Origin of the sequence: Galbibacter orientalis DSM 19592, assembly GCF_000260115.1 — a bacterium.
Taxonomy (GTDB): domain Bacteria; phylum Bacteroidota; class Bacteroidia; order Flavobacteriales; family Flavobacteriaceae; genus Galbibacter; species Galbibacter orientalis.
Map to the genome: position 1 here is coordinate 3,560,144 of NZ_JH651379.1, position 21,123 is coordinate 3,581,266.

General features: G+C 32.6%; 17 protein-coding genes. 5 read left to right on the forward strand and 12 right to left on the reverse strand.

What is annotated here, in order from left to right:
- Nucleotides 1–288: 288 nt before the first annotated feature.
- From JOOMADRAFT_RS15585 to JOOMADRAFT_RS15610, 6 genes are all read right to left on the reverse strand, one after another.
- Nucleotides 289–1,050, reverse strand: coding sequence for a YoaK family protein (locus tag JOOMADRAFT_RS15585; RefSeq protein ID WP_008615059.1), 762 nt, complete (start codon nt 1,048–1,050; stop codon nt 289–291).
- A complete protein-coding gene (locus JOOMADRAFT_RS15590) occupies nt 1,034–1,510 on the reverse strand; it encodes a hypothetical protein (RefSeq protein ID WP_008615060.1) in 477 nt (158 codons plus the stop codon). Before JOOMADRAFT_RS15590 ends, JOOMADRAFT_RS15585 begins: the two co-directional genes overlap by 17 nt.
- Nucleotides 1,511–1,527: 17 nt before the next feature.
- Nucleotides 1,528–1,998: a hypothetical protein gene (locus JOOMADRAFT_RS15595; protein WP_008615061.1), complete on the reverse strand. Its 471-nt coding sequence runs from the start codon at nt 1,996–1,998 to the stop codon at nt 1,528–1,530.
- Nucleotides 1,999–2,301: 303 nt separating this feature from the next.
- Complete coding sequence (locus JOOMADRAFT_RS15600; protein ID WP_008615063.1) at nt 2,302–3,654, reverse strand: sensor histidine kinase; 1,353 nt, start codon at nt 3,652–3,654, stop codon at nt 2,302–2,304.
- The gene (locus JOOMADRAFT_RS15605; RefSeq protein ID WP_008615064.1) at nt 3,638–4,357 is read right to left on the reverse strand and encodes a response regulator transcription factor; all 720 of its coding nucleotides are present in this window, start codon (nt 4,355–4,357) and stop codon (nt 3,638–3,640) included. The genes JOOMADRAFT_RS15600 and JOOMADRAFT_RS15605 overlap by 17 nt, the downstream gene beginning before the upstream one ends.
- 75 nt (nt 4,358–4,432) lie before the next feature.
- Nucleotides 4,433–5,311, reverse strand: a complete 879-nt coding sequence (locus JOOMADRAFT_RS15610) for an IS982 family transposase (RefSeq protein ID WP_008610872.1) — start codon at nt 5,309–5,311, stop codon at nt 4,433–4,435.
- Nucleotides 5,312–5,450: 139 nt separating this feature from the next.
- On the opposite strand from JOOMADRAFT_RS15610, the gene recG reads away from it, so the two are divergent.
- Together recG and pheT are read left to right on the forward strand one after the other, a co-directional pair.
- Complete coding sequence (gene recG, locus JOOMADRAFT_RS15615) at nt 5,451–7,553, forward strand: ATP-dependent DNA helicase RecG (protein ID WP_008615065.1); 2,103 nt, start codon at nt 5,451–5,453, stop codon at nt 7,551–7,553.
- Between the two features lie 453 nt (nt 7,554–8,006).
- Nucleotides 8,007–10,433: a phenylalanine--tRNA ligase subunit beta gene (pheT, locus tag JOOMADRAFT_RS15620; RefSeq protein ID WP_008615066.1), complete on the forward strand. Its 2,427-nt coding sequence runs from the start codon at nt 8,007–8,009 to the stop codon at nt 10,431–10,433.
- A gap of 230 nt (nt 10,434–10,663) precedes the next feature.
- On the opposite strand, the gene JOOMADRAFT_RS15625 is transcribed toward pheT, so the two are convergent.
- From JOOMADRAFT_RS15625 to pabB, 6 genes are all read right to left on the reverse strand, one after another.
- Nucleotides 10,664–12,631 carry a protein-disulfide reductase DsbD family protein gene (locus JOOMADRAFT_RS15625; protein ID WP_008615067.1) on the reverse strand — a complete coding sequence of 656 codons (1,968 nt, stop codon included), beginning with the start codon at nt 12,629–12,631 and terminating at the stop codon, nt 10,664–10,666.
- Nucleotides 12,624–13,940 carry a tRNA lysidine(34) synthetase TilS gene (gene tilS / locus JOOMADRAFT_RS15630; protein WP_008615068.1) on the reverse strand — a complete coding sequence of 439 codons (1,317 nt, stop codon included), beginning with the start codon at nt 13,938–13,940 and terminating at the stop codon, nt 12,624–12,626. The genes JOOMADRAFT_RS15625 and tilS overlap by 8 nt, the downstream gene beginning before the upstream one ends.
- Nucleotides 13,941–14,000: 60 nt before the next feature.
- Nucleotides 14,001–14,243: a hypothetical protein gene (locus JOOMADRAFT_RS15635; RefSeq protein ID WP_050989704.1), complete on the reverse strand. Its 243-nt coding sequence runs from the start codon at nt 14,241–14,243 to the stop codon at nt 14,001–14,003.
- A gap of 73 nt (nt 14,244–14,316) precedes the next feature.
- Nucleotides 14,317–15,162, reverse strand: a complete 846-nt coding sequence (locus JOOMADRAFT_RS15640) for an alpha/beta hydrolase (RefSeq protein ID WP_008615069.1) — start codon at nt 15,160–15,162, stop codon at nt 14,317–14,319.
- 74 nt (nt 15,163–15,236) lie between these two features.
- Entirely contained in the window at nt 15,237–16,199 is a 963-nt protein-coding gene (locus JOOMADRAFT_RS15645) for a glycoside hydrolase family 43 protein (protein WP_008615070.1), read from the reverse strand.
- A 70-nt stretch (nt 16,200–16,269) separates the two neighbouring features.
- A complete protein-coding gene (gene pabB, locus JOOMADRAFT_RS15650) occupies nt 16,270–17,565 on the reverse strand; it encodes an aminodeoxychorismate synthase component I (RefSeq protein WP_008615071.1) in 1,296 nt (431 codons plus the stop codon).
- 616 nt (nt 17,566–18,181) lie between these two features.
- On the opposite strand from pabB, the gene JOOMADRAFT_RS15655 reads away from it, so the two are divergent.
- The 3 genes from JOOMADRAFT_RS15655 (at nt 18,182) to argC (ending at nt 21,119) form a co-directional block, all read left to right on the forward strand.
- A complete protein-coding gene (locus JOOMADRAFT_RS15655; protein ID WP_008615073.1) occupies nt 18,182–18,811 on the forward strand; it encodes a GNAT family N-acetyltransferase in 630 nt (209 codons plus the stop codon).
- 39 nt (nt 18,812–18,850) lie between these two features.
- Nucleotides 18,851–20,032, forward strand: a complete 1,182-nt coding sequence (gene argG, locus JOOMADRAFT_RS15660) for an argininosuccinate synthase (RefSeq protein ID WP_008615075.1) — start codon at nt 18,851–18,853, stop codon at nt 20,030–20,032.
- A gap of 112 nt (nt 20,033–20,144) precedes the next feature.
- A complete protein-coding gene (argC, locus tag JOOMADRAFT_RS15665; RefSeq protein WP_008615080.1) occupies nt 20,145–21,119 on the forward strand; it encodes an N-acetyl-gamma-glutamyl-phosphate reductase in 975 nt (324 codons plus the stop codon).
- The last annotated feature ends 4 nt before the right edge of the window (nt 21,120–21,123 follow it).

Here is a 21,123-nt window from a genome sequence, read left to right on the forward strand (position 1 = left end):
GTAATGTTTATTATCTAAATTACTTGTTTTTAGATAGTTAATATTTAGTCGTTGTTCTTTTTCTTATAGCGAGCGGACTTGTATTTTTACTCGGACATTAATGTTTCTATACTATTAAAGAAGAAGGAAACTACATCAAAGTAACTAAACTTTCGATTATCGAGTAAAATTAGAGCAAAAAAAACATCAATCCATTTAAAAAAGCCAAACGGATTGATGTAACAACTGGTTTAAAAAACCTAACTAACCATCGTAATAATTCTTAGAAACCTTTGGTAATAAAATATCTTAATCGGCAATTTTATATTTTGGTGGAAGTGCTCGTTTACGACGACTCCTCATAAGTTTGTTTATTTTTAATTTATAATATTCATAGCCTATAATGATAGAAATAGCAAAACAAGCAACATAAAATACCATAAATTGAATTTTTAAATACACTACTCCTGCAAAAATCCCCCCTGTAATATATGCTAAGGCTATGGAGAGCAATATTTTTCCTTTCTCTTTTAGCGCTTTATTATTACGGTATTTCTTTTTTGTGTACATAGAAGCAAGAATACCAACATCGGTGGTAAGTCCTGTCATATGCGTTGTTTTTACCGAAAAATTAGAAATACTAGCGGTCAGTCCATTTTGTAATCCCATTGCAAACAACATCAAACCAACCATAATTTCGGTTTCCCATAAGGTTTCTTGATAATAAAACTCCCCATAAGTTCCTACTGCAAACAGACATATAATTTCAAGAAATAACGGTACCGAATGTGCGATGTACGAATTTTTATGATTGAAGTTTATTATGACTTGATTGGAGCAAAAGTTTCCTATAAAAAATAAAAAGATCCAAGCAAATACAATGATAGCGCCATTCCAATTCCCCTTGGCCACCTCTTCAGCAAAAATTGCATAATGCCCAGTTACATTCGACGTAAATGCAAAAAATATAATTACAGAAGTAACATTAACCATTCCTGCTGAAAAAGCAGATAAGGATCCTAGTTGGATATTATCTTTGACGGTTCTGCTATTATTAAATTTTCTCAGCATAATTTATCTCTTCTTTTTTCTTAAAAGTTAGCTTAACTATTCCCCTTGCTTGAATATCCGATTGGAAGTGAAGCTCCATTTCTTTATCATTAATTTTATAAAGATTGTAATGTTCATTCTTAAAATCGGGATATTTAAGTTTTAAAATATGTCCCCTTCCTTTGAGTGTCCACTCTAACTTCTTTTTCCTGTCTTCACTAGAGAGAAGAACTTCCCCATTTGGTAAAAACTCCCAAGTTTCCGCTTCATGTATAATCAAGCCTTCTGTAATATCATTCTTTATAGTTTCATCAATATATTTATTGTTTTTTAATGGCAATTTTTCATACTTCCAAGATGTTTCTTCCCAAACCCCAACTATTTCCATATTTGGAGGAGTGCTTTTGCTTAAAACAAGTGTAATTGTTGTTACAATAACTACAAACGAAAGCAGGTATATTAGTACAATTTTATTCTTCATAATTGTTTTTTTGAGAGCTATGACGTAAGTAATTTCGCAAAAGTTCCTTGAGTCTGGTAGATTATTTCTAAAGGAGTTTCTACTTCATTAACAATCAAATTTGACCTCTTAATAGTATTTATTAAAAGGAAATTTTTTTCTTTCTGCTTCTTCACAGCCATGGGAATATATGCTTCGTCTATCTTATTTGCTTTTATATAGTTTTCAAAAGCATTTTTTGTATATCCATGATATAAATCTGTAGAAATAGAATTGATTATTCTAGCGTGTTTATTACCCAATATTTCAAGTGCTTCATTAAATTTTTCCTCTTGAAGCATTTCTATTTGTTGTTTTTTGGAGAAAAATAAAAGTTCTGTAATAGAGCTAGAAATTGGAGCGCTGTAAATAAGTACAATATTGATTTTTTCTGTCTGACTGCTAATTACTTTTTTTAATAGTGATAAAGACTGAATTGTAAAATCTGTAGGAACTAATATCTTCTTCATAGTTTGTTTTTTTTACTTAAAAACAAAACTATGTTTACATTATAAGAATGGAATTAAGACCACATTAGAATTCCATTAGAATTTTCAAATCCCTCATTGAGGGTTTTAATCCCTATAGCCTATCTTGAGTTTACCGAAGGGCTCTACGTCGAAATGGATTAAATTATTTTCCTTTGCATTCCTTGTAGGCTTGCCTCGAGACAGTTGATAGATAAATTTTATAAGCCGCTATGTTATCATTAATTAAGATTCTACTGTTGTAAAATCTGTCTAATCTTAGCGAATAGCTTGCGAGAGAATTAATTATTTGTGAGGAAGTAAAATCTCTACTGTTGTTCCTTCATTTTCTTTAGAGCTAACAATGAGCTCTCCTCTATGAAGTTTAATAACATTCCTACTTAATGGCAATCCAATTCCGTAACCTGAGTAATCTTCAGTATTTGAAGCTCTAAAAAATGGATCGTAAATATAGCCTAACTCTTTTTCTGGAATTCCAACTCCTAAGTCTTTAATAATTAAAATCACATTTACATCAGAGGCAGCTAGAATAATATCCACCTTGGCATTATTGGAATATTTGCATGCATTCATTACAATATTAGAAACAGCCAGATGTAATAATTGCTCATTTCCTTTTACTTTTAAATGATAAGGATTTTCGGGTAACAAATTAAAGTCCAGATAAATATTAGCTTCAGGATAAATTTTTTCAACCGTAGTTTTAACATCAATAACTAACTCATCCATTCGGATAATGCTGTCTTGATTTATTTTTCCTTTATTGTAACCCGTTTGTGCAAGAAACAACAATGCTTTAGTTTTTTTATTCAGTTTTTCAGCTTCCTCTAAAATTGTAATTAACGATTGTTTATATTCTTCAGAACTTCTGTCTTTAGACAACGTAACTTCTGCTTCCCCAATAATTGAAGTTAGCGGAGTATTAAGCTCATGAGAAGCATTACTAATAAAATTTTTCTGTGTTTCAAAAGAAGTTTCCAATCGGTTAAGCATATCGTTAAAAGTGGTAGCCAAACTTTTCATTTCTTCATTACTTTGAGACTCCTCTAAACGATAATTAAGACTTTCTGTCCCAATTTTCTTCACTCCTTTAATAATCTTACTTATAGGTTGCATTACCGTTCGAGAAAAAAAATACGCAATAAATACTATTATTAAAACTGAAATAAGCAGAGAGAAAAACAGAAGGTTTCTTAAATGGACCATGTGGTGTTCTGCATAATAATTTTGTGCAGAAACAACTACTATATAATTTTCATATTTTATTCCTGAATAAAAGGTATTATTTTGCTTGTAAAATACTCTTTCTTCTTCTATAATTTGCTGTATAAACTCCTGTGGAATATTTGCTTTATTTAATAAAACCTCAGAATCGGCTATTTCATCAAGATCTATAAGCGTTATTTTTTCATCTGGAAGTTTTTCTAAAAAATCTTGGCGAATCTCTTTAACAACATCAATATCTTGATTGTTTTCTAATTGAATTTTTGCCATGGTAATGGCTCTAATCTCCAGTCTTTTATAGAAATCCGTATACGCATAACTACTTATAGAATAATATATTACACCACTAAATATTAAAATATAAGCAAAGAAAACGGAGGTTAAAAATATGATTATTCTATTTTGTGTCTTCATCGTTTACTCTTAAAATATATCCCATCCCAATTACAGTATGGATAAGACGTTCTCCGTTATATTTCTCTAGCTTTTTCCGTAAATAATTTACATACACATCTACTACATTTGTCCCAATATCAAAATTTACTCCCCAAACATTATCTAAAAGCTCATTTCTAGAAAGTACAATTCCAGGCGACTTTATAAAAGCTAACAAAAGCTTATATTCTGTAGAAGTTAAATTAATTTTATGACTGTCTCTTTGAACTGTTTTGGCAGCATCGTTTACAACAATTGTTTCAAACGTATAAATATTAGACGCTTGGTTAACCAACGATTTGTTATTGGAAGACCTTCTTAACAAACTATTTATTCTAGCGGTTAATTCAATAAACTTAAACGGCTTTACTAAATAATCGTCGGCTCCAGTATTTAGTCCTAATGCTATGTTTTCTGGACTTCCAAGAGCCGTTAAAAATATAATTGGAATACTGGCGTTATTTTTTCTAATCTCCTTACAGATGTCCATTCCGTTCATCTCAGGAAGCATAATATCAAGAATTAGCAAATCAAACTCAGAAGAAGTAGCTAACCTAAACCCTTCACTTCCATTTAAAGCTATGGAAACTTCAAAACCTTCTTCGGTAAGCCCCTTATTTATAAAGGAACACACCTTAGGGTCGTCTTCAACTAATAAAATTTTTTGCTTTTCTTTTTTCATAATACGAGCGTAAAAATACAGAATTTATAACTATTCCTTTTGTGAAGGTAATTACTTTAGTAACCCGTTGTGCATTTAGGCAATATTGATTTTTAGGTTATTGATATTTCTGTTGAATTCAAATATGTTTATATATTGAATGACCGTCATAGCCGTAATCTTAGATAATATTCTGTTTTTGAATCCCTCAAAAGATTTAGCATAATTCCTTCGAATCATAAATTGGTCGCAAAGTTGAGAAAACAATGTTTCAATACGCTTTCTGGATTTCTTAAAAACGTACGGCTGCTCCCTATAGTTATGCTGGTTTGTTCTCATAGGGGTTTCAAGTCTAATATTATGATATTCAAATAAATTCAATTGATATTCAGCCGACAAATACCCTTTATCACCAAGTAATATGCAATCACTTAATTGATGCTTTATATCCTTTAAATAATTAATATCGTGCACAGAGGCTGGACTAATATCCATACTTTCGATAACACCCTGAGCAGAACAGACAGCATGTAATTTATATCCATAATAATGGCTTGATTGACTTGCACAATATCCTTTTTCGGGCAGACTGTAGTTTTGTTCTTTACATATCTTACTTCTAGCGCTTCTTGATAATTTACAGACCTCTAACGGCATACTGTCAACAATATAACAATGCTCAGATTTATTCAACTTTCTCACTAATGCCTTGCGAAGTGATTCTCTAAAAGAAAACAACTTACGCTTTCTTCTATTGTAGACACTGCGCTCTATTTTGCTGGATAGACCAGCAGGTAACATTCGAAAAAGCTGGCATTCACTATCAACACTCATATATTCTGATGTTAAATCAATAGCTATAAGCTCTTTATCTCTTAATTTAGGTTTACGGATTTGATGTAAATAATCCATTTTACAATCCAATTCTTTTAAAACCTTGAGGATTTTGTCGTAATTTGCTTGAAAGTTGTGCATATAAATTATAGTGTGGTTACTACAATTTACTGCATTTTAGCAGTTTGCACAACTTTTTCTAAATGCACAACGGGTTTTAGTAATAAAAATCCCTCTATGAAGGTTTCACACTTTCTAACTATCTGCTATCTTCGTATTCATGAACCCGAGTATTTTACAAACACCTATAGACTATTTAAAGGGAGTTGGTCCTAATCGAGCCGACTTACTTCGTACAGAACTCGGCGTACACACCTATCAAGACCTTATTAATCTGTTTCCAAATAGATATATTGATAAGACACGGTATTATAAAATCAACGAATTGCAACGTAATAATGCCGATGTGCAGGTTATAGGAAAGATAACTAGCCTAAAAACTGTGGAACAAAAACGGGGGAAGCGTTTAGTAGCAACTTTTGTGGACGATACCGGTCAAATGGAATTGGTTTGGTTTAGAGGACATAAATGGATTCGGGAAAGCATAAAAATAAATCAGCCATATGTTATTTTCGGAAAAACAAATTGGTTTAACGGGTTTTCTATGCCACATCCAGAAATGGAATTGTTGGAAGAACATGAAAAAAGCCTACGTACCGCAATGCAACCTGTATATCCTTCCACAGAAAAGCTTACAAATAAAGGAATTACCAATAAAGTAATTAATAAAATAATGCAACAGCTTTTTGTGGAAACAAAAGCACGCTTTTTTGACACCCTTTCTGCGGAATTATTAGACGAATTAAAGCTTATTTCTAAAAGTAAAGCACTATTTAATATTCATTTTCCTCAGAGTCAAGAATTATTAGCTAAAGCCCAATATAGATTAAAATTCGAAGAACTTTTTTATATTCAATTACAACTCATCTCTAAAAACCTAACTCGAAAAAATAAAATAAAAGGGTTCAATTTTGACCAGGTAGGAACTTTATTTAATACTTTTTATGCAGAGCACCTTCCTTTTAAATTAACAAATGCACAAAAACGTGTAATTAAAGAAATTAGAAACGATTTAGGAAGTAATGCACAAATGAACCGTTTATTGCAAGGAGATGTGGGTTCTGGAAAAACAATTGTAGCACTTATGTCGATGCTTTTAGCTATTGATAACGGCTTCCAAGCATGTCTTGTTGCTCCTACTGAAATTCTTTCACAGCAACATTACAACGGGATTCTAGAGCTTGTTAAGCCATTAAATATAAAGGTGAAACTATTAACAGGATCATCTAAAAGCTCTGAAAGAAAAGAAATTCATGAAGCATTAGAAAACGGAGAACTCCAAATACTTATTGGTACCCATGCAATTTTGGAAGATAAGGTTCTTTTTAAAAATTTGGGACTCGCTATTATAGATGAGCAACACCGTTTTGGAGTAGCTCAACGTGCCAAATTATGGCGTAAAAATAATATTCCGCCTCACATATTGGTTATGACGGCCACCCCCATCCCACGTACGCTAGCAATGAGTTTATACGGAGATCTAGATATTTCTGTTATTGATGAACTCCCTCCTGGTAGAAAAGCAATCAAAACAGTACATCGGTATGATAGTAACCGATTAAAAGTATTTCGTTTTATAAAAGATGAAATTGAAAAAGGACGACAAATTTATGTGGTCTATCCGCTTATTCAGGAGTCAGAAAAATTAGATTATAAAGATTTAATGGATGGTTACGAGAGTATTGTTAGAGAATTTCCGCAGCCAACATATCAAATTTCTATAGTACACGGACAAATGAAGCCTGCTGATAAAGACTATGAAATGGAACGTTTTGTTAATGGAGATACCCAAATTATGGTTGCAACAACAGTGATTGAAGTTGGGGTAAATGTACCAAATGCCTCCGTAATGATTATAGAAAGTGCTGAGCGCTTTGGACTCTCTCAACTCCATCAATTACGTGGACGTGTAGGACGTGGTGCAGAACAGAGCTTTTGTATTTTAATGACTGGACATAAACTTTCTAACGATTCTAAAACCCGTCTGGAAACAATGACACGTACTAATGATGGATTTGAAATAGCAGAAGTTGACCTTAAACTACGCGGACCGGGAGATCTTATGGGAACACAACAAAGCGGGGTTCTTAATTTAAAAATTGCAGATATAATTAAGGATAACGAAATATTAAAATCGGCTCGCTATTATGCCTTACGGATTTTAAAAGAAGACTCGAGCCTAGCAATGGAAAAGAACAAAATAATTAGGTATACCTATCAAATGTTGATTAAACATAAAAATATCTGGAATTATATTAGTTAGCAGGAATAGGCACTATAAAACTGTTGGCGGTTAATTATTTTCAGTCATTAATGTCCGAATAAAATACAAGACCGCTTGGCTGTAAGAGAAAAGAACAAAGACTAAACCTGAACTATTACAAAATGAGTAGTTTAAAGAAACAACATTACCAACTCCTCTTTTTATTCATTTTTCTTGATAGTAAGGGGGGCTATTTTGAAAACCTCATTTTAAGCCTTGGTATAAGTGGAGTACAATAAATCCCGTTAACTTTTATCGGACAACAATAATTTTTCAGTATAAAAATAAAAGTAATAGCATTTATTATATTATTTGAGCTATTTGATATGTTTTCCACATCATAATTAAACGATTATAAATAAATAGCCATTCAGAAAAAAGAAAAACTAATGAGGGGTTCTTATTACACTGCGGATTATTATCTTTGCACCTCAAAATAAATAAAAGTAGCAAGTGAAAATTTCATACAACTGGTTAAAGCAATTTATTCAACTTGATTGGGAATCTGAGAAAACAGCAGAACTTTTAACCGATTTAGGTTTAGAAGTTGAAGGAGAAGAAACTTTCGAATCGGTAAAAGGAGGATTAAAAGGAATTGTAGTTGGACATGTTTTAGAGTGTGAGCAACACCCAAATGCAGACAGACTAAAGTTAACAAAAGTTGATATTGGAACAGGAGAACCTTTACAAATTGTATGTGGTGCTCCAAATGTTGCCAAAGGTCAAAAAGTACCCGTAGCTACTATTGGTACTACTTTATATGATGATAAAGGAGAGCCTTGGGAGATTAAAAAAGGTAAAATTCGTGGAGAAGCTTCCTATGGGATGATTTGTGCAGAAGACGAGCTTGGTTTAGGTAAAAGTCACGACGGAATTTTGGTGCTTGATGATGCGTTAGAACCTGGAACGCTATGTGCCGATTTATTTAAGATTGAAAACGATACTGTCTTTGAAATCGGATTAACACCAAATCGTGCAGATGCGATGAGTCATCATGGAGTAGCAAGAGATTTAAAAGCTGGTTTACTTCAAAAAGATATTAACCTTGAACTCATTACACCTTCTGTAAGTAGTTTCCATGTGGATAACCGTACGCTTAGAATGGAGGTTGACGTAAAAAATAAAGAACTTTGTCCACGTTACTGCGGAGTTACTATTTCTGGAATAAAAGTACAATCGTCGCCAGATTGGTTACAAAATAGATTAAAAGCCATTGGTCTAACTCCAAAAAATAATATTGTAGATATTACCAATTACGTATTACACGAATTAGGACAACCGCTACATGCTTTTGACGCTAATAAGATAAATGGTAATAAAATTATAGTTCAAACCTTAGAAAAAGGCACAAAATTTACAACTTTAGATGAAGTAGAAAGAGAACTTCATGAAGATGACCTTATGATTTGTGATGCTGAAAAACCTCTTTGTATAGCAGGTGTTTTTGGAGGGGAGAATTCTGGAGTTACAGAAAATACTACAAATATTTTCCTTGAAAGTGCTTATTTCAATCCTGTTTCTGTAAGAAAAACAGCAAAAAGACATGGTTTAAATACAGATGCTTCTTTTAGATTTGAAAGAGGTATTGACATTAACACTACAAAATATGCTCTTTTAAGAGCTGCATTATTGATTAAAGAAATTGCAGGAGGTATTATTTCTAGTGATGCTGAAGATTTTTATCCAAAGAAATTTGAAGATTTTCAAGTATTCCTAACTTTCGAAAAGGTAAATAGTTTAATAGGACAGAATATTCCAACAGACACTATTAAATCAATTTTAAGTTCCCTAGAAATTAAAATCAACAATGTTACGGAAACTGGAATTGGACTTACTATTCCTTCGTATCGTGTGGATGTGCAGCGAGAAGTAGATGTAATAGAAGAAATTCTTCGTGTGTATGGATACAATAATATAGAATTTACAACTAAACTGAATGCTTCTATTGCTAGCACTTCTAAATTTGAAGATTATAAACTTCAAAATATAATAGGAAATCAATTAGCAGCTTTAGGTTTTTTTGAAATTTTAGCTAACTCCTTAACTACCCCTAAATATATGGAGTTAAGCCAGGATAATAAATCGGAATTTAATGTAACAATGCTAAACCCTTTAAGCAACGATTTATCGGTTATGCGCCAATCAATGCTTTTTAGTGGTTTAGAAGCTTTAAGTTATAATATAAACCGTAAAAGTGCCGATCTTAAATTTTTTGAATTCGGAAAAACATACCACAGTTTTGAAAGTGGTAGAATTGAAAATAAACATTTGAGCCTTTTAATTACTGGAGATCAGCATTCGGAAAGCTGGCGAGTTCAAAATGGGAAAAGCGATTTCTTCTTTTTAAAAGGAGTTATTAATAATGTATTGGAGCGTTTAGGATTGCCTACGCCAAAATCTGAACCTGTAACTTCGGATGTTTTTTCTGAAGGATTAAATTACAAGCTAAAGAAGAGAAAACTTGTTTCTTTTGGTATTGTAAACCACAAAATATTGAAGCATTTTGATATTAAACAGGAGGTTTTATATGCAGATTTTGAATGGGACGCTATTATTGACCTAGCAAAAGAGCAAAATATTTCTTTTGCTGAAATTTCTAAATATCAAGAAGTAAGAAGAGATTTAGCTCTGTTAGTAGACAAGCAAACTAGCTTTGAAGAGATTTACAACCTTGCTAAAAATAGTGAGAAAAAACTTCTAAAAGATATTAATTTATTTGATGTTTATGAAGGAGATAAAATTCCTGAAGGTAAAAAATCCTATGCGGTAAGTTTTACGCTTCAAGATGATAGTAAAACCTTAACAGACAAACAAATTGATAAAGTAATGAAGAAACTTCAAGGAAGTTTTGAATATCAATTAGGAGCTACTTTAAGGTAACAACATCTCAACTATAAATAACAAAAGACTGTCTATAAAGGCAGTCTTTTGTTATTTATAGCGTTTTACACCCAAAATCTCAAGGGTTTTTATCGGTTACCCAGTTCAACCATAATTCTTCAATACAGTTATAAAACTTAGCATCTCTAGGTTTAAAATTATAATTTGCTAAGCTTTTAAAAGAAAATTATAATTCATCTAATAAATAAAATAACTATAACTTCTTGAAATTAATTTTTAAAGTTCTCTAATCCCGATTTAAGCCACTCATAATACGCAATAGCTTCGGTATATTGTTGTGGTCCATTTAACAGTTCAAAATCTGGAGACATTAAAATATAGTATGGTTGTGAAGCGGTTTTAAAATTGATAGCTTGGAAAGTAGCCCACTTATCCCCTATTGTTTTTATAGACTTAACGCGACCATTATCCATTTTGTAATTAAACTGTAGATCTTCCGGTAAATCTTTCCTGTCGTCTACATATAAGGATATCAAAACGTACTCTTCATTCAAAATAGAAAATATCTCTGGTTCACTCCATACATTTTCTTCCATTTTACGACAATTTACACAAGCCCATCCTGTAAAATCTAATAAAATAGGTTTATTATTTTCCCTGGCATATTCCAAGCCTTCTTCAAAGTCTTTAAAGCAAGTAAGTCCAAGCGGACAATCACTTTCTTGTGGGTAGATACTATAAAATACCGGTGGTGGAAATCCGCTTAATAATTTTAAGTTAGACTCATTAGATTTCTGTAACCCTGGAATTAAATAAACAACAAAACCTATAATTGCTACTCCAAAAGCACCTCTGTAAAAGCTTAATTTTTTCTTAGGTCCATCATGAGGAAAACGTATTATCCCAAACACATATAACGTCATTAGAATCCCTATAACAATCCAAATACCAATAAATATTTCTCTCTTTAAGATTCCCCAATGCTCTACCAGATCGGCATTTGATAAAAATTTAAATGCTAATGCCAACTCTAAAAATCCGAGAATAACTTTGGTTGTTGTCATCCAGCCTCCAGATTTCGGCAACGATTTAAGCATATTAGGAAACAAAGCAAATAATGCAAAAGGCAGTGCTAAAGCCGCTCCAAACCCTGTCATTCCTACGGTTAGTTGCATTGCACCACCATCGTTAGATAGTGAACCTGCTAATAAAGAACCTAAAATAGGTCCTGTGCAAGAAAAAGAAACAATAGCTAGTGTTAATGCCATAAAAAAGATTCCAATAATCCCTCCTGAGCTAGAGGCAGAATCCATTTTATTTCCCCATGAAGATGGTAGCGTAAGCTCATAATAACCAAAAAATGAAAAAGCAAAAAACACGAAGATGACAAAGAATATAACATTAAGCCAAACATTGGTTGAGATATTATTGAGTATTTCTGGTGCTATGGAATCTAAAAAATGAAAAGGAACACTCAACGCCATATAAATTCCTATGATAAAAACACCATAAAGAATGGCATTAGAAATACCTTTTTTCTTGTTACTTGTTTGTTTGGTAAAAAACGAAACCGTTAAAGGAATCATTGGAAAAACACAAGGAGTAAGTAATGCAATAAGTCCTCCCAAAAAGCCTAAAATAAATAAGCTAGATAAATCTCGTTCTTTACTTACATCACTCCCATGAACATCTTTTAATAAATCTGTATTCTTTAATGGTAGCGCTAAATCTTCTGCAAGATTGATACTTTTGGAGTCTACTTCTTTAGTCCCAAAATCAACTTTACTTCCATCTAAAGAAAACCCTAAATCTGCATCATTAAAAATACAGCGCTGATCGTCGCAGGCTTGATATTCTACGGAACCAACAATACTATTAACAGTTGGGTTTGTAATTTTTACCCGTTGTTTAAATGTAACTTCTTCAGCAAAATATGACAATTCTTCTCCAAAAATCTGATCCAATTCTGTAATAGGTTCCTCCTCTTCTACATCCTCTATTAATTCATAATTACCTCCAGCATCTTTGAAAGAAAATGTAGTAGGAATAATAGAAGCTTCTTCCCCCAAAGGCTGATTTTGAGCGTACAAATGCCAATGCTCTTCAATAGTAGCTTTTATAACTAATTCATATTCTGAGTCAGAAACTTTTTCTACAGAAGTATCCCATTTTACAGGATTTTGAGCTTGAATTAAAGTAGTAACTAATAGAAAAAGTGCAACAAGTAAATTACGCATCTATAAAATGTATTTTTAAAATTTTCTCTGTTCTTTCGGTTACTTTAAATCGATTATCAGCACGTTTGCCTACAACCCAAATTATAGTGTTCTCACTATCACAAAGCAACCATTGATTTTCTTTTGAAATAAGCGAATACTTTTCGTCTTTAAAAAACTTACTCAATTTCTTCTTACCTTCCATTCCAAAAGGGTAAAAATAGTCACCATTTTCCCATTTTCTAAGCTTTAAAGGAAACTTTAACTTTTCTCTATCTACGTAGATTGTATGTTGGTCTTCCTCTTTTATTCTTCCTACTAAATCGATAGATAATTTGATAGGCGCAACCACACTAGCTTGCTCTTTATTTATAAAAAAATGAGAAGGATTTACATTATCAATTAATGGTGTAATAATTATTTCATCTCGATTCTTAATTAACCGATGGGTATCAGAAAAAAGCTGCTTTCCACTTTGCGATTCTGTAATAGAAACTAAATCTGAAGGTTCTTTAAATCCATAATCCTTGAAAAGATAATATAAATACGTTTCTTTAGGCAATAACTTTTCTAAGGCAGAAATAGGAACTACAACCTCGTCTCCTCTTTTATTAAAAACATCCAATCGTAATATATCGATATGATTATTTAATATCTCAGAAGCGCCTTTTAAGTGATTTTTCGTGTTTTCAAAACTCTTTAAAATTCCAGGATTTATTTCTTTTAACTTCGGAATTAAATCGTGTCTGAATTTATTTCTTAAATATTTTGTTTCAGCATTACTACTATCTTCCCGCCACTTAATATTTTGTTGTAAAGCATATTGAAAAATATCATCTCTCGAAAAAGGCAATAACGGGCGGACAATAAAGTCATTTATTTCTGGAATCCCAGTTAAACCATCGATACCTGTTCCTCGTGAAAAATTAATCAGAAAAGTTTCCAAATTATCGTCTGCATGATGAGCAGTTAACAAATACTCAAAGCTTAGAATTTCTTTTTGCGCTTTAAACCATTGATATCTTAACTCACGAGCAGCAATTTGTGTAGAAACCTTATGTTTTTTTGCATAGTCATCAGTATCAAACAAAACACTATAAAAAGGAATTTTAAGCATTTCTGTTTGCTGCTGAAGGAATATTTCATCCTCATTACTAGCCGCTCCTCTTAATTGAAAATTACAATGCAAAACTTCTATATTTATCTGCAATTGATGACACAAATACGTAAGCACCATACTATCAATCCCCCCACTAGATGCTATTGCAACTTTGGAAGTTAATAGATATGGAAAATGTTTTGTAATATGCGTTTTAAAATTATCTAGCATTTAGCAAAGGTAGTTAAAGCCAATTTTAAAAGAAGATTTTTAAATAATTTCTTGAGATATCTATTTTTTATTTTGTTCTATCCATTTTGAAGCAATTGGCCATACTTCTTCTGCAGCATTTCTTGACAAGAAGATACTGCTATGATTATAATTTTCTTTAAATCCACTTGATTTTGAACAAATAATAAATTTGTTTTTTTTATTATTAAACTCATTAAAAAATTTCTCACAGCCTTTTTGAGAAGCAATAAAATTATCTCCCTCTGCACAAATGGATAAAACAGGAACTCTTATTAATTTCATCAAATTAAGATAATCAACATTTGTCCTTCCTATAAATTCTACATTACAGCGTATTTAATACAGGTTTAAATCGCTATTCTTTAACCGAAGTATATATCAATTGCCCATCTAGCCAATTAACAATTGTAGCAAAAACATCTTCTCTGTCTAAATCGTTGTGAAGCTCGTGGTAGCCTCCTTTGTATAGTTTTAAAGTAATAAAATCGGATTGTTTAGCAAAGGCTTTACTTGCCCAGTGACTCGTAATATAATCTCCTGTTCCATGTAATAATAGCAAGGGCACTGCTAATTCTTTAGGATTATTAAGCACCCATTCTCCCCTTTTTATAAACGGTATTGAAAAATTTGGACTTATACGATTGTGAACTAATGGATCGTCATTATATTTTTCTACCTCCCTTTCGTCTCTAGAAATATACTTAGACTCAATACCACTGGGTAATGTTATAAAAGGTAAAATGTAATAAAATAACTTCCCAGCACTTAATTTCCATGAAGGTGGATCGAAAGCCATGCGTAAAAAAGGACTTGTAGTTATTACGCCTTGAATTTCATGCTTCCGTTTCATTGCATAATTTAAAACTACATTCCCTCCCATACTATGTCCATATAAAAAAGTAGGAAGACTAGAAAAGTTTTCTTCTTTGTGCTCAGAAACTGCATCGATAGTATCTAGAACTGCTTTATAACTTGGGCAATGCCCTCTCTTTCCTTCGGAATGTCCATGACCAAAATGGTCAAAACTATAAACTACATATCCAGCATGTACTAATTCCGGAATAACAGAGCCAGTATACCTACCGCTATGTTCGCCCATTCCATGAACTAAAATAACCACAGCTTTGGTTTGTTCTCCGTGCCAATATTGACCAAACAAACGCTTATTGTGACAATAAAAGTCGAAACCTTGATGTTGCATAAAAGATTAAGGGGTAATGGTTAGTTACCCCCTAAAATCGTAAATTGTAATGAAATACGCTATTATTGTGAGTATTATTTTTTCAAAGGATGTGCTTTTACTCCTTCATTTGTAATCTTCACAGGAAGAATATGTCCGTTTTTATCAAACTCCATAACTTCAATACAAGTTTCTCGAGAATCTCTTCCTTTTTCAGACATCGGGCGTCTGTGATAAACAATATAATAAGTGTCTTCATTCGGAACTTTTATTACAGAATGATGCCCTGCTCCGTTAGCAATTTCAGGATCTTGCTCAAGAATTTTATCCAGTCTTTTAAAAGGTCCCATTGGAGAATCTGCAATAGCATAGGCTACACTATAATCTGGACCAGTCCATCCTCCTTCAGACCACATAAAATAATATTTCCCATCTTTAATAAACATAAAAGGGCCTTCTACATACCCCTCTGGAGTTATTTCTTTAAAAATAGTCCCGTCTTCATAAGGCACAAAACCAGTAAAATCATCATTTAATTTAGCTATATTACAATGCTTCCAACCTCCATAGATTAAATAATATTGATCGTCTTTATCATGAAAAACAAATTGATCTATTGGCTGCGCTCCATTATGGAATTTTCCTATTAATGGTTTTCCTAATAAATCTTTATAAGGACCTTCAGGCTTATCTGCAACTGCAACCCCTATTCCACCTTCTTCATCATCATTCTGAATATCGTTAGCCCCAAAGAAGAGAAAGTATTTGTTATCCTTTTCTATTATAGATGGTGCCCAAACAGCTTTTTTTGCCCATTTTACAGCACTTGTATCTAAAACTTTTTCGTGTTTTGTCCAATTTACCAAATCGGGAGAAGAAAATGCATCAAAAAACACTTGGTCCTCATAAAGTGCTGAGTATGTAGGAAAAATCCAATATTCATCATTAAAAATAATTCCTTCTGGATCGGCATACCAACCAGGAAATACTGGATTGTTATTTTGGGCGGTTAAGGTGATTGTTACCATAGTGAATAAAGAAAAAAGTATTTTTTTCATTAGTAAAACGATTTAGTTAGCTACTTGTACTTAATCATATAAATACAAATACTTGGTTAATAGTTGTTTATTATTCCAGTGCTTTTCGCATTGCTTTAGCTTTAACTAAGCATTCTTCAAACTCAAGTTCTGGCTTAGACTTTGCTGTTATAGCACTTCCTGCGGAGAAAGATACATATCTTTTTTTATAATTGTAAAAAATACTTCTAATAATTACATTAAAGTCGAAATCGCCATTTGGAGCAAAATAACCAACGGCTCCACTGTACAATCCTCGTTTAGTTTCTTCTAATTTTTCAATAATCTTCATTGCAGAAAGTTTAGGAGCTCCCGTCATACTTCCCATCGGGAAAGCAACTTTTATAATATCTACAGGATGCGTTGTAGGAGCAACTTCAGCTTTAATGGTAGAAATCATTTGATGTACTTGCATAAAGGTATAAACCTTACATAATTCCTCTACCGTTACACTTCCTTTTAGTGCAACACGAGATAAATCGTTACGCACCAAATCTACAATCATTACATTTTCAGAACGCTCTTTGCTGTCGTTTTCCAAAGAAGATACTAATAAAGCGTCTTCTTCTTTATTTTCTGCTCTTCTTGCAGTTCCTTTTATAGGCTGCGATATAATTTGAGTTCCTTCTTTTCTAATATACCTCTCTGGAGATGCGGAGAGCAAGAATTTATCATCATGTTTTAAAAAGGTAGCAAAAGGAGGTTTGGAAATTTCATTTAAATTATAAAATGTTTTAATGGGGTTTATGGCAGTGTTCTCAATATAAAACTCCTGACAAAAATTAGCTTCATAAATATCTCCTCGATGAATATGAGCAAGCATCGTTTTTACTTTTTCGAGGTATTCTTCTTTTGGAATACGATGTTTAATAAGAAGGTCTTTTTTTTCCTCTAAAATCTCTTCTGCTGAAGTATTTTTAAGAATTTGCTGATAATCTTCTTCAATTTCATCGTCAATCATCCCTAAATAATGAAACTCTAAAACATTTCCCTTCAGAAATAATAAACGTTTAGGTTGAAAAAAATATAAATCGGGAAATTCCAAGCCATCAAAATTATTGGAGGCTAAGTTTTCAAGGTCATTCTTTAAATCATACGTAAGATAACCAAAAATCCAATCCTCGGTAACCGATTGATATTCTTTTAAATCCTCAAAAGCAGCATGATAATCTGTTTTAATGGAAGTAAAAGCTTCTACTGCCAACACAGCTTCATAACTACTGTGATTTTGTTTATAAAAGTTGCTATCTAGCCAAACCACTTCCTCAAAAGAAGAAGCCCAAGAAAGAAGATTTCTTTTAAACAGTTCAATATCGTGTATATTAAATTGTTTAATAGTTCTATTCATATATAAATAGGAGTTTTTTATTTAATAGATTCATCTTATCTTAACTTTTTCTATTACCCACAAAATAGTCATTTTACCCTCTAATTTTGTATTTTCATCAAACCGTAACACTGCTATGCTTTTTCAAAAATACTTCAATCAACTACCTCGGGGCAAGCCCACAAGGTATTCAAAGGAAACAAATTTAATTCATTTCGACGCAGAGCCCTTCGGTAAACTCAGCACAGGCTCTGGGGAATTAGACCCTCTATGAGGGATTAAAGAATAAAAGCACTATGTATCGCTCAAACACAAAAAGTCAAGATAAATTCAATGTTACAAATTTAACAAACTATAGGGTTTTTAATCTAATTATTATTCATAATATTGTATTATAATTCTAAGCAAAAGAACGAATACTTGCGAAATGCAAAAAGTAATTAAAAAAATACAAACCATCTTAAGAGCGTTGTTTACTACAACTACTCCTTCTTATGTATTGGTTCCTGTACGCCACGTTCGCTTTCCTCGTCGTCGCCCGTAAGGGTGTTACGATTTTATGGAGTTAGGTGTGTCCAACTCCCCTCTTAAAAACAAATCATTTTTCAATATTATTAATTTTTAATTCAGTAATTGAATGCAAATACTTATTGCAAACGATACGCACATACCATATGCACAGACAATCTGTGATACCATTGATGAGTCCGCTAGACAGCGTGGCACTGGTATTGCAAAACGTACTCCTGAGTATATAACAACCAAAATTCAGAATGGTAATGCGGTAATTGCTTTGGAAGGTAATGAATTCGCTGGATTTTGCTACATTGAAACATGGGGCCATGGAAAATTTGTAGCCAATTCAGGGCTAATTGTTCATCCAGATTTTAGAGGTCAAGGTTTGGCTACTAAAATTAAAAATAAAGTTTTTGAACATAGTAGAACTAAATTTCCAGATGCTAAAATCTTTGGTATTACTACAGGTTTGGCAGTCATGAAAATTAACTACGACCTTGGTTATGAACCCGTAACATTCTCAGAATTAACAGACGATCCTAGCTTTTGGAATGGCTGTAAAACATGTAAAAACTTCGATATTCTTACTAGAAACGAAGGGAAAATGTGCTTATGTACTGGAATGTTATACGATCCTGTTGAAAAAGAACAGAAAAAACAGAAACATAAATACGATTCTAAAGTATTTACCCGATTAAAAAGTATTAAACAGACGTTGTTTCTTAAAAAAGAAAAAGATAATAAAAAATAAAACCTACGGAATAGCAACCGAAGAAAATAAAAATAAAGAATGAAAAAATTAGTATTAGCATACAGTGGAGGGTTAGACACCTCGTATTGCGCAAAACATCTATCTGAAAATGGTTACGAAGTACACGCTGTAAGTGTTAACACAGGAGGATTCTCTAAAGAAGAAATTAAAAACATAGAACAGAAAGCTCTAGCGCTTGGTGCTAGTAGTTATACCTCTTTAGATGCCGTACAAACTTTTTATGATAAGGTTGTAAAATATCTTATCTACGGAAATGTACTAAAAAACAATACATACCCGCTTTCTGTTAGTGCAGAAAGAATTGTTCAAGCTATTGAAATTGTAAATTTTGCTAAAGAAAATAAAGCACAATATATTGCCCACGGAAGTACAGGTGCAGGGAACGACCAAGTTCGTTTTGATATGATTTTTCAAATTCTAGCTCCAGAAATAGAGATTATTACTCCTATTAGAGATAATAAACTTTCTAGACAGGAAGAAATTGATTTCTTAAAATCTAAAGGCGTAAATATGGAGTGGGAAAAAGCCAAATACTCCATAAATAAAGGACTTTGGGGAACCAGTGTTGGAGGTGATGAAACGCTTACTTCTCACCTATCACTTCCTAACGAAGCTTACCCGAGTCAGTTAGAAAACATGGGGAGTCAAAAAATTAAATTAAGTTTTACCAAAGGAGAATTAACAGCAATTGATGGTAAGAAAGACAAAGCCATCAACCTAATTGAAAAGCTTGATAAAATTGCTTCCTCATTTGCAATAGGTAGAGATATCCACGTAGGAGATACTATTATTGGAATTAAAGGAAGAGTAGGTTTTGAAGCTGCTGCTCCTATGGTTATTATCAAAGCTCACCATACCCTAGAAAAGCACGTGCTTACTAAATGGCAACAACAACATAAAGATTATTTGGCAAATTGGTACGGAATGTTACTTCATGAAGGGAATTATTTAGATGAAGTAATGAGAAATATCGAAGCCTTTTTAACCGATGCTCAAAAAAATGTTACTGGAGATGTTTGGGTAACATTATTTCCATATAGATTTTTTGTTGACGGAATAAAATCTGACCACGATTTGATGAATGCCAAATTTGGAAGCTATGGAGAGATGAACAAGGGTTGGAGTGCAGATGAAGCAAAAGGATTTATTAAAATTAACGCTAACGCAGCCAAAATTCATCAAGCAGTAAATAATAAGTAGTTGAAAGTTGAAGGTTGAAAAGTTAAGGTTTTTGGGTTTTACAGCTAAACAGTTAGACAGATCAGCAATTAAACATTTCAACAGCTAAACAACTCATCATAATAATAAAAAAATGATTAAAGCAGGAATTATAGGAGGTTCGGGATATACTGGAGGAGAACTGATACGAATTTTAATAAATCACCCACAAGTAGAAATTGACTTTGTGTACAGCACCACTCGCGCTGAAAAACCAGTTACCGATGCACATGAAGACCTATTGGGGGCAACCGATTTAAAATTTACAGGAACTATCAACCCAAAAGTAGATGTCCTCTTTTTATGTCTTGGTCACGGAAATTCTAAAGCTTTTTTAGATACGCATACATTTTCAGACAACACTAAGGTTATTGATTTAAGTAATGATTTTAGACTGAAAAATGATGCAACTTACAATGGGAGAAAGTTTGTTTATGGCTTACCAGAATTACAAAAAGAAGCTATTAAGAATGCAAACAATATAGCAAATCCTGGATGCTTTGCAACAGCCATACAGCTTGCTTTGCTCCCATTGGCAAAAAATAACCTATTAACAGAAGATATTCATATCAATGCTGTTACTGGGAGTACTGGAGCTGGAGTATCTCCTTCTGCAACCTCACATTTTAGTTGGAGAAACAACAACATATCTTGGTACAAACCTTTTACACACCAACATTTAGGAGAGATCAATCAAAGCATTGTGAGTCTCCAAGACAACCAACCAAATATTTTTATGTTACCACAACGTGGGAATTTTACAAAAGGGATTTTTGTAACATCTTACCTTAAATTTGAAAATAGTTTGGAAGAAACTTGGAATTTATACGAGGATTTTTATGTTATAGATCCGTTCACACATTTATCGGAAAAGGAAGTTCACTTAAAACAGGTTATTAATACTAACAATTGTTTTATACATCTTCATAAGCACGAAGACGTGCTGCTAATCACTAGTGTCATAGATAATTTAATAAAAGGCGCCTCTGGACAGGCAGTACAAAACATGAACTTACTTTTCGGTTTTAATGAAAGTGACGGACTAAATTTAAAAGGAAGTTATTTCTAAAAAC

Coding starts and splice junctions, on each gene's coding strand:
- JOOMADRAFT_RS15585 (WP_008615059.1), bottom strand. CDS start 1,050: ATGCTGAGAAAATTTAATAATAGCAGAACCGTCAAAGATAATATCCAA.
- JOOMADRAFT_RS15590 (WP_008615060.1), bottom strand. CDS start 1,510: ATGAAGAATAAAATTGTACTAATATACCTGCTTTCGTTTGTAGTTATT.
- JOOMADRAFT_RS15595 (WP_008615061.1), bottom strand. CDS start 1,998: ATGAAGAAGATATTAGTTCCTACAGATTTTACAATTCAGTCTTTATCA.
- JOOMADRAFT_RS15600 (WP_008615063.1), bottom strand. CDS start 3,654: ATGAAGACACAAAATAGAATAATCATATTTTTAACCTCCGTTTTCTTT.
- JOOMADRAFT_RS15605 (WP_008615064.1), bottom strand. CDS start 4,357: ATGAAAAAAGAAAAGCAAAAAATTTTATTAGTTGAAGACGACCCTAAG.
- JOOMADRAFT_RS15610 (WP_008610872.1), bottom strand. CDS start 5,311: ATGCACAACTTTCAAGCAAATTACGACAAAATCCTCAAGGTTTTAAAA.
- recG (WP_008615065.1), top strand. CDS start 5,451: ATGAACCCGAGTATTTTACAAACACCTATAGACTATTTAAAGGGAGTT.
- JOOMADRAFT_RS15625 (WP_008615067.1), bottom strand. CDS start 12,631: ATGCGTAATTTACTTGTTGCACTTTTTCTATTAGTTACTACTTTAATT.
- tilS (WP_008615068.1), bottom strand. CDS start 13,940: ATGCTAGATAATTTTAAAACGCATATTACAAAACATTTTCCATATCTA.
- JOOMADRAFT_RS15635 (WP_050989704.1), bottom strand. CDS start 14,243: ATGAAATTAATAAGAGTTCCTGTTTTATCCATTTGTGCAGAGGGAGAT.
- JOOMADRAFT_RS15640 (WP_008615069.1), bottom strand. CDS start 15,162: ATGCAACATCAAGGTTTCGACTTTTATTGTCACAATAAGCGTTTGTTT.
- JOOMADRAFT_RS15645 (WP_008615070.1), bottom strand. CDS start 16,199: ATGAAAAAAATACTTTTTTCTTTATTCACTATGGTAACAATCACCTTA.
- pabB (WP_008615071.1), bottom strand. CDS start 17,565: ATGAATAGAACTATTAAACAATTTAATATACACGATATTGAACTGTTT.
- JOOMADRAFT_RS15655 (WP_008615073.1), top strand. CDS start 18,182: ATGCAAATACTTATTGCAAACGATACGCACATACCATATGCACAGACA.
- argG (WP_008615075.1), top strand. CDS start 18,851: ATGAAAAAATTAGTATTAGCATACAGTGGAGGGTTAGACACCTCGTAT.
- argC (WP_008615080.1), top strand. CDS start 20,145: ATGATTAAAGCAGGAATTATAGGAGGTTCGGGATATACTGGAGGAGAA.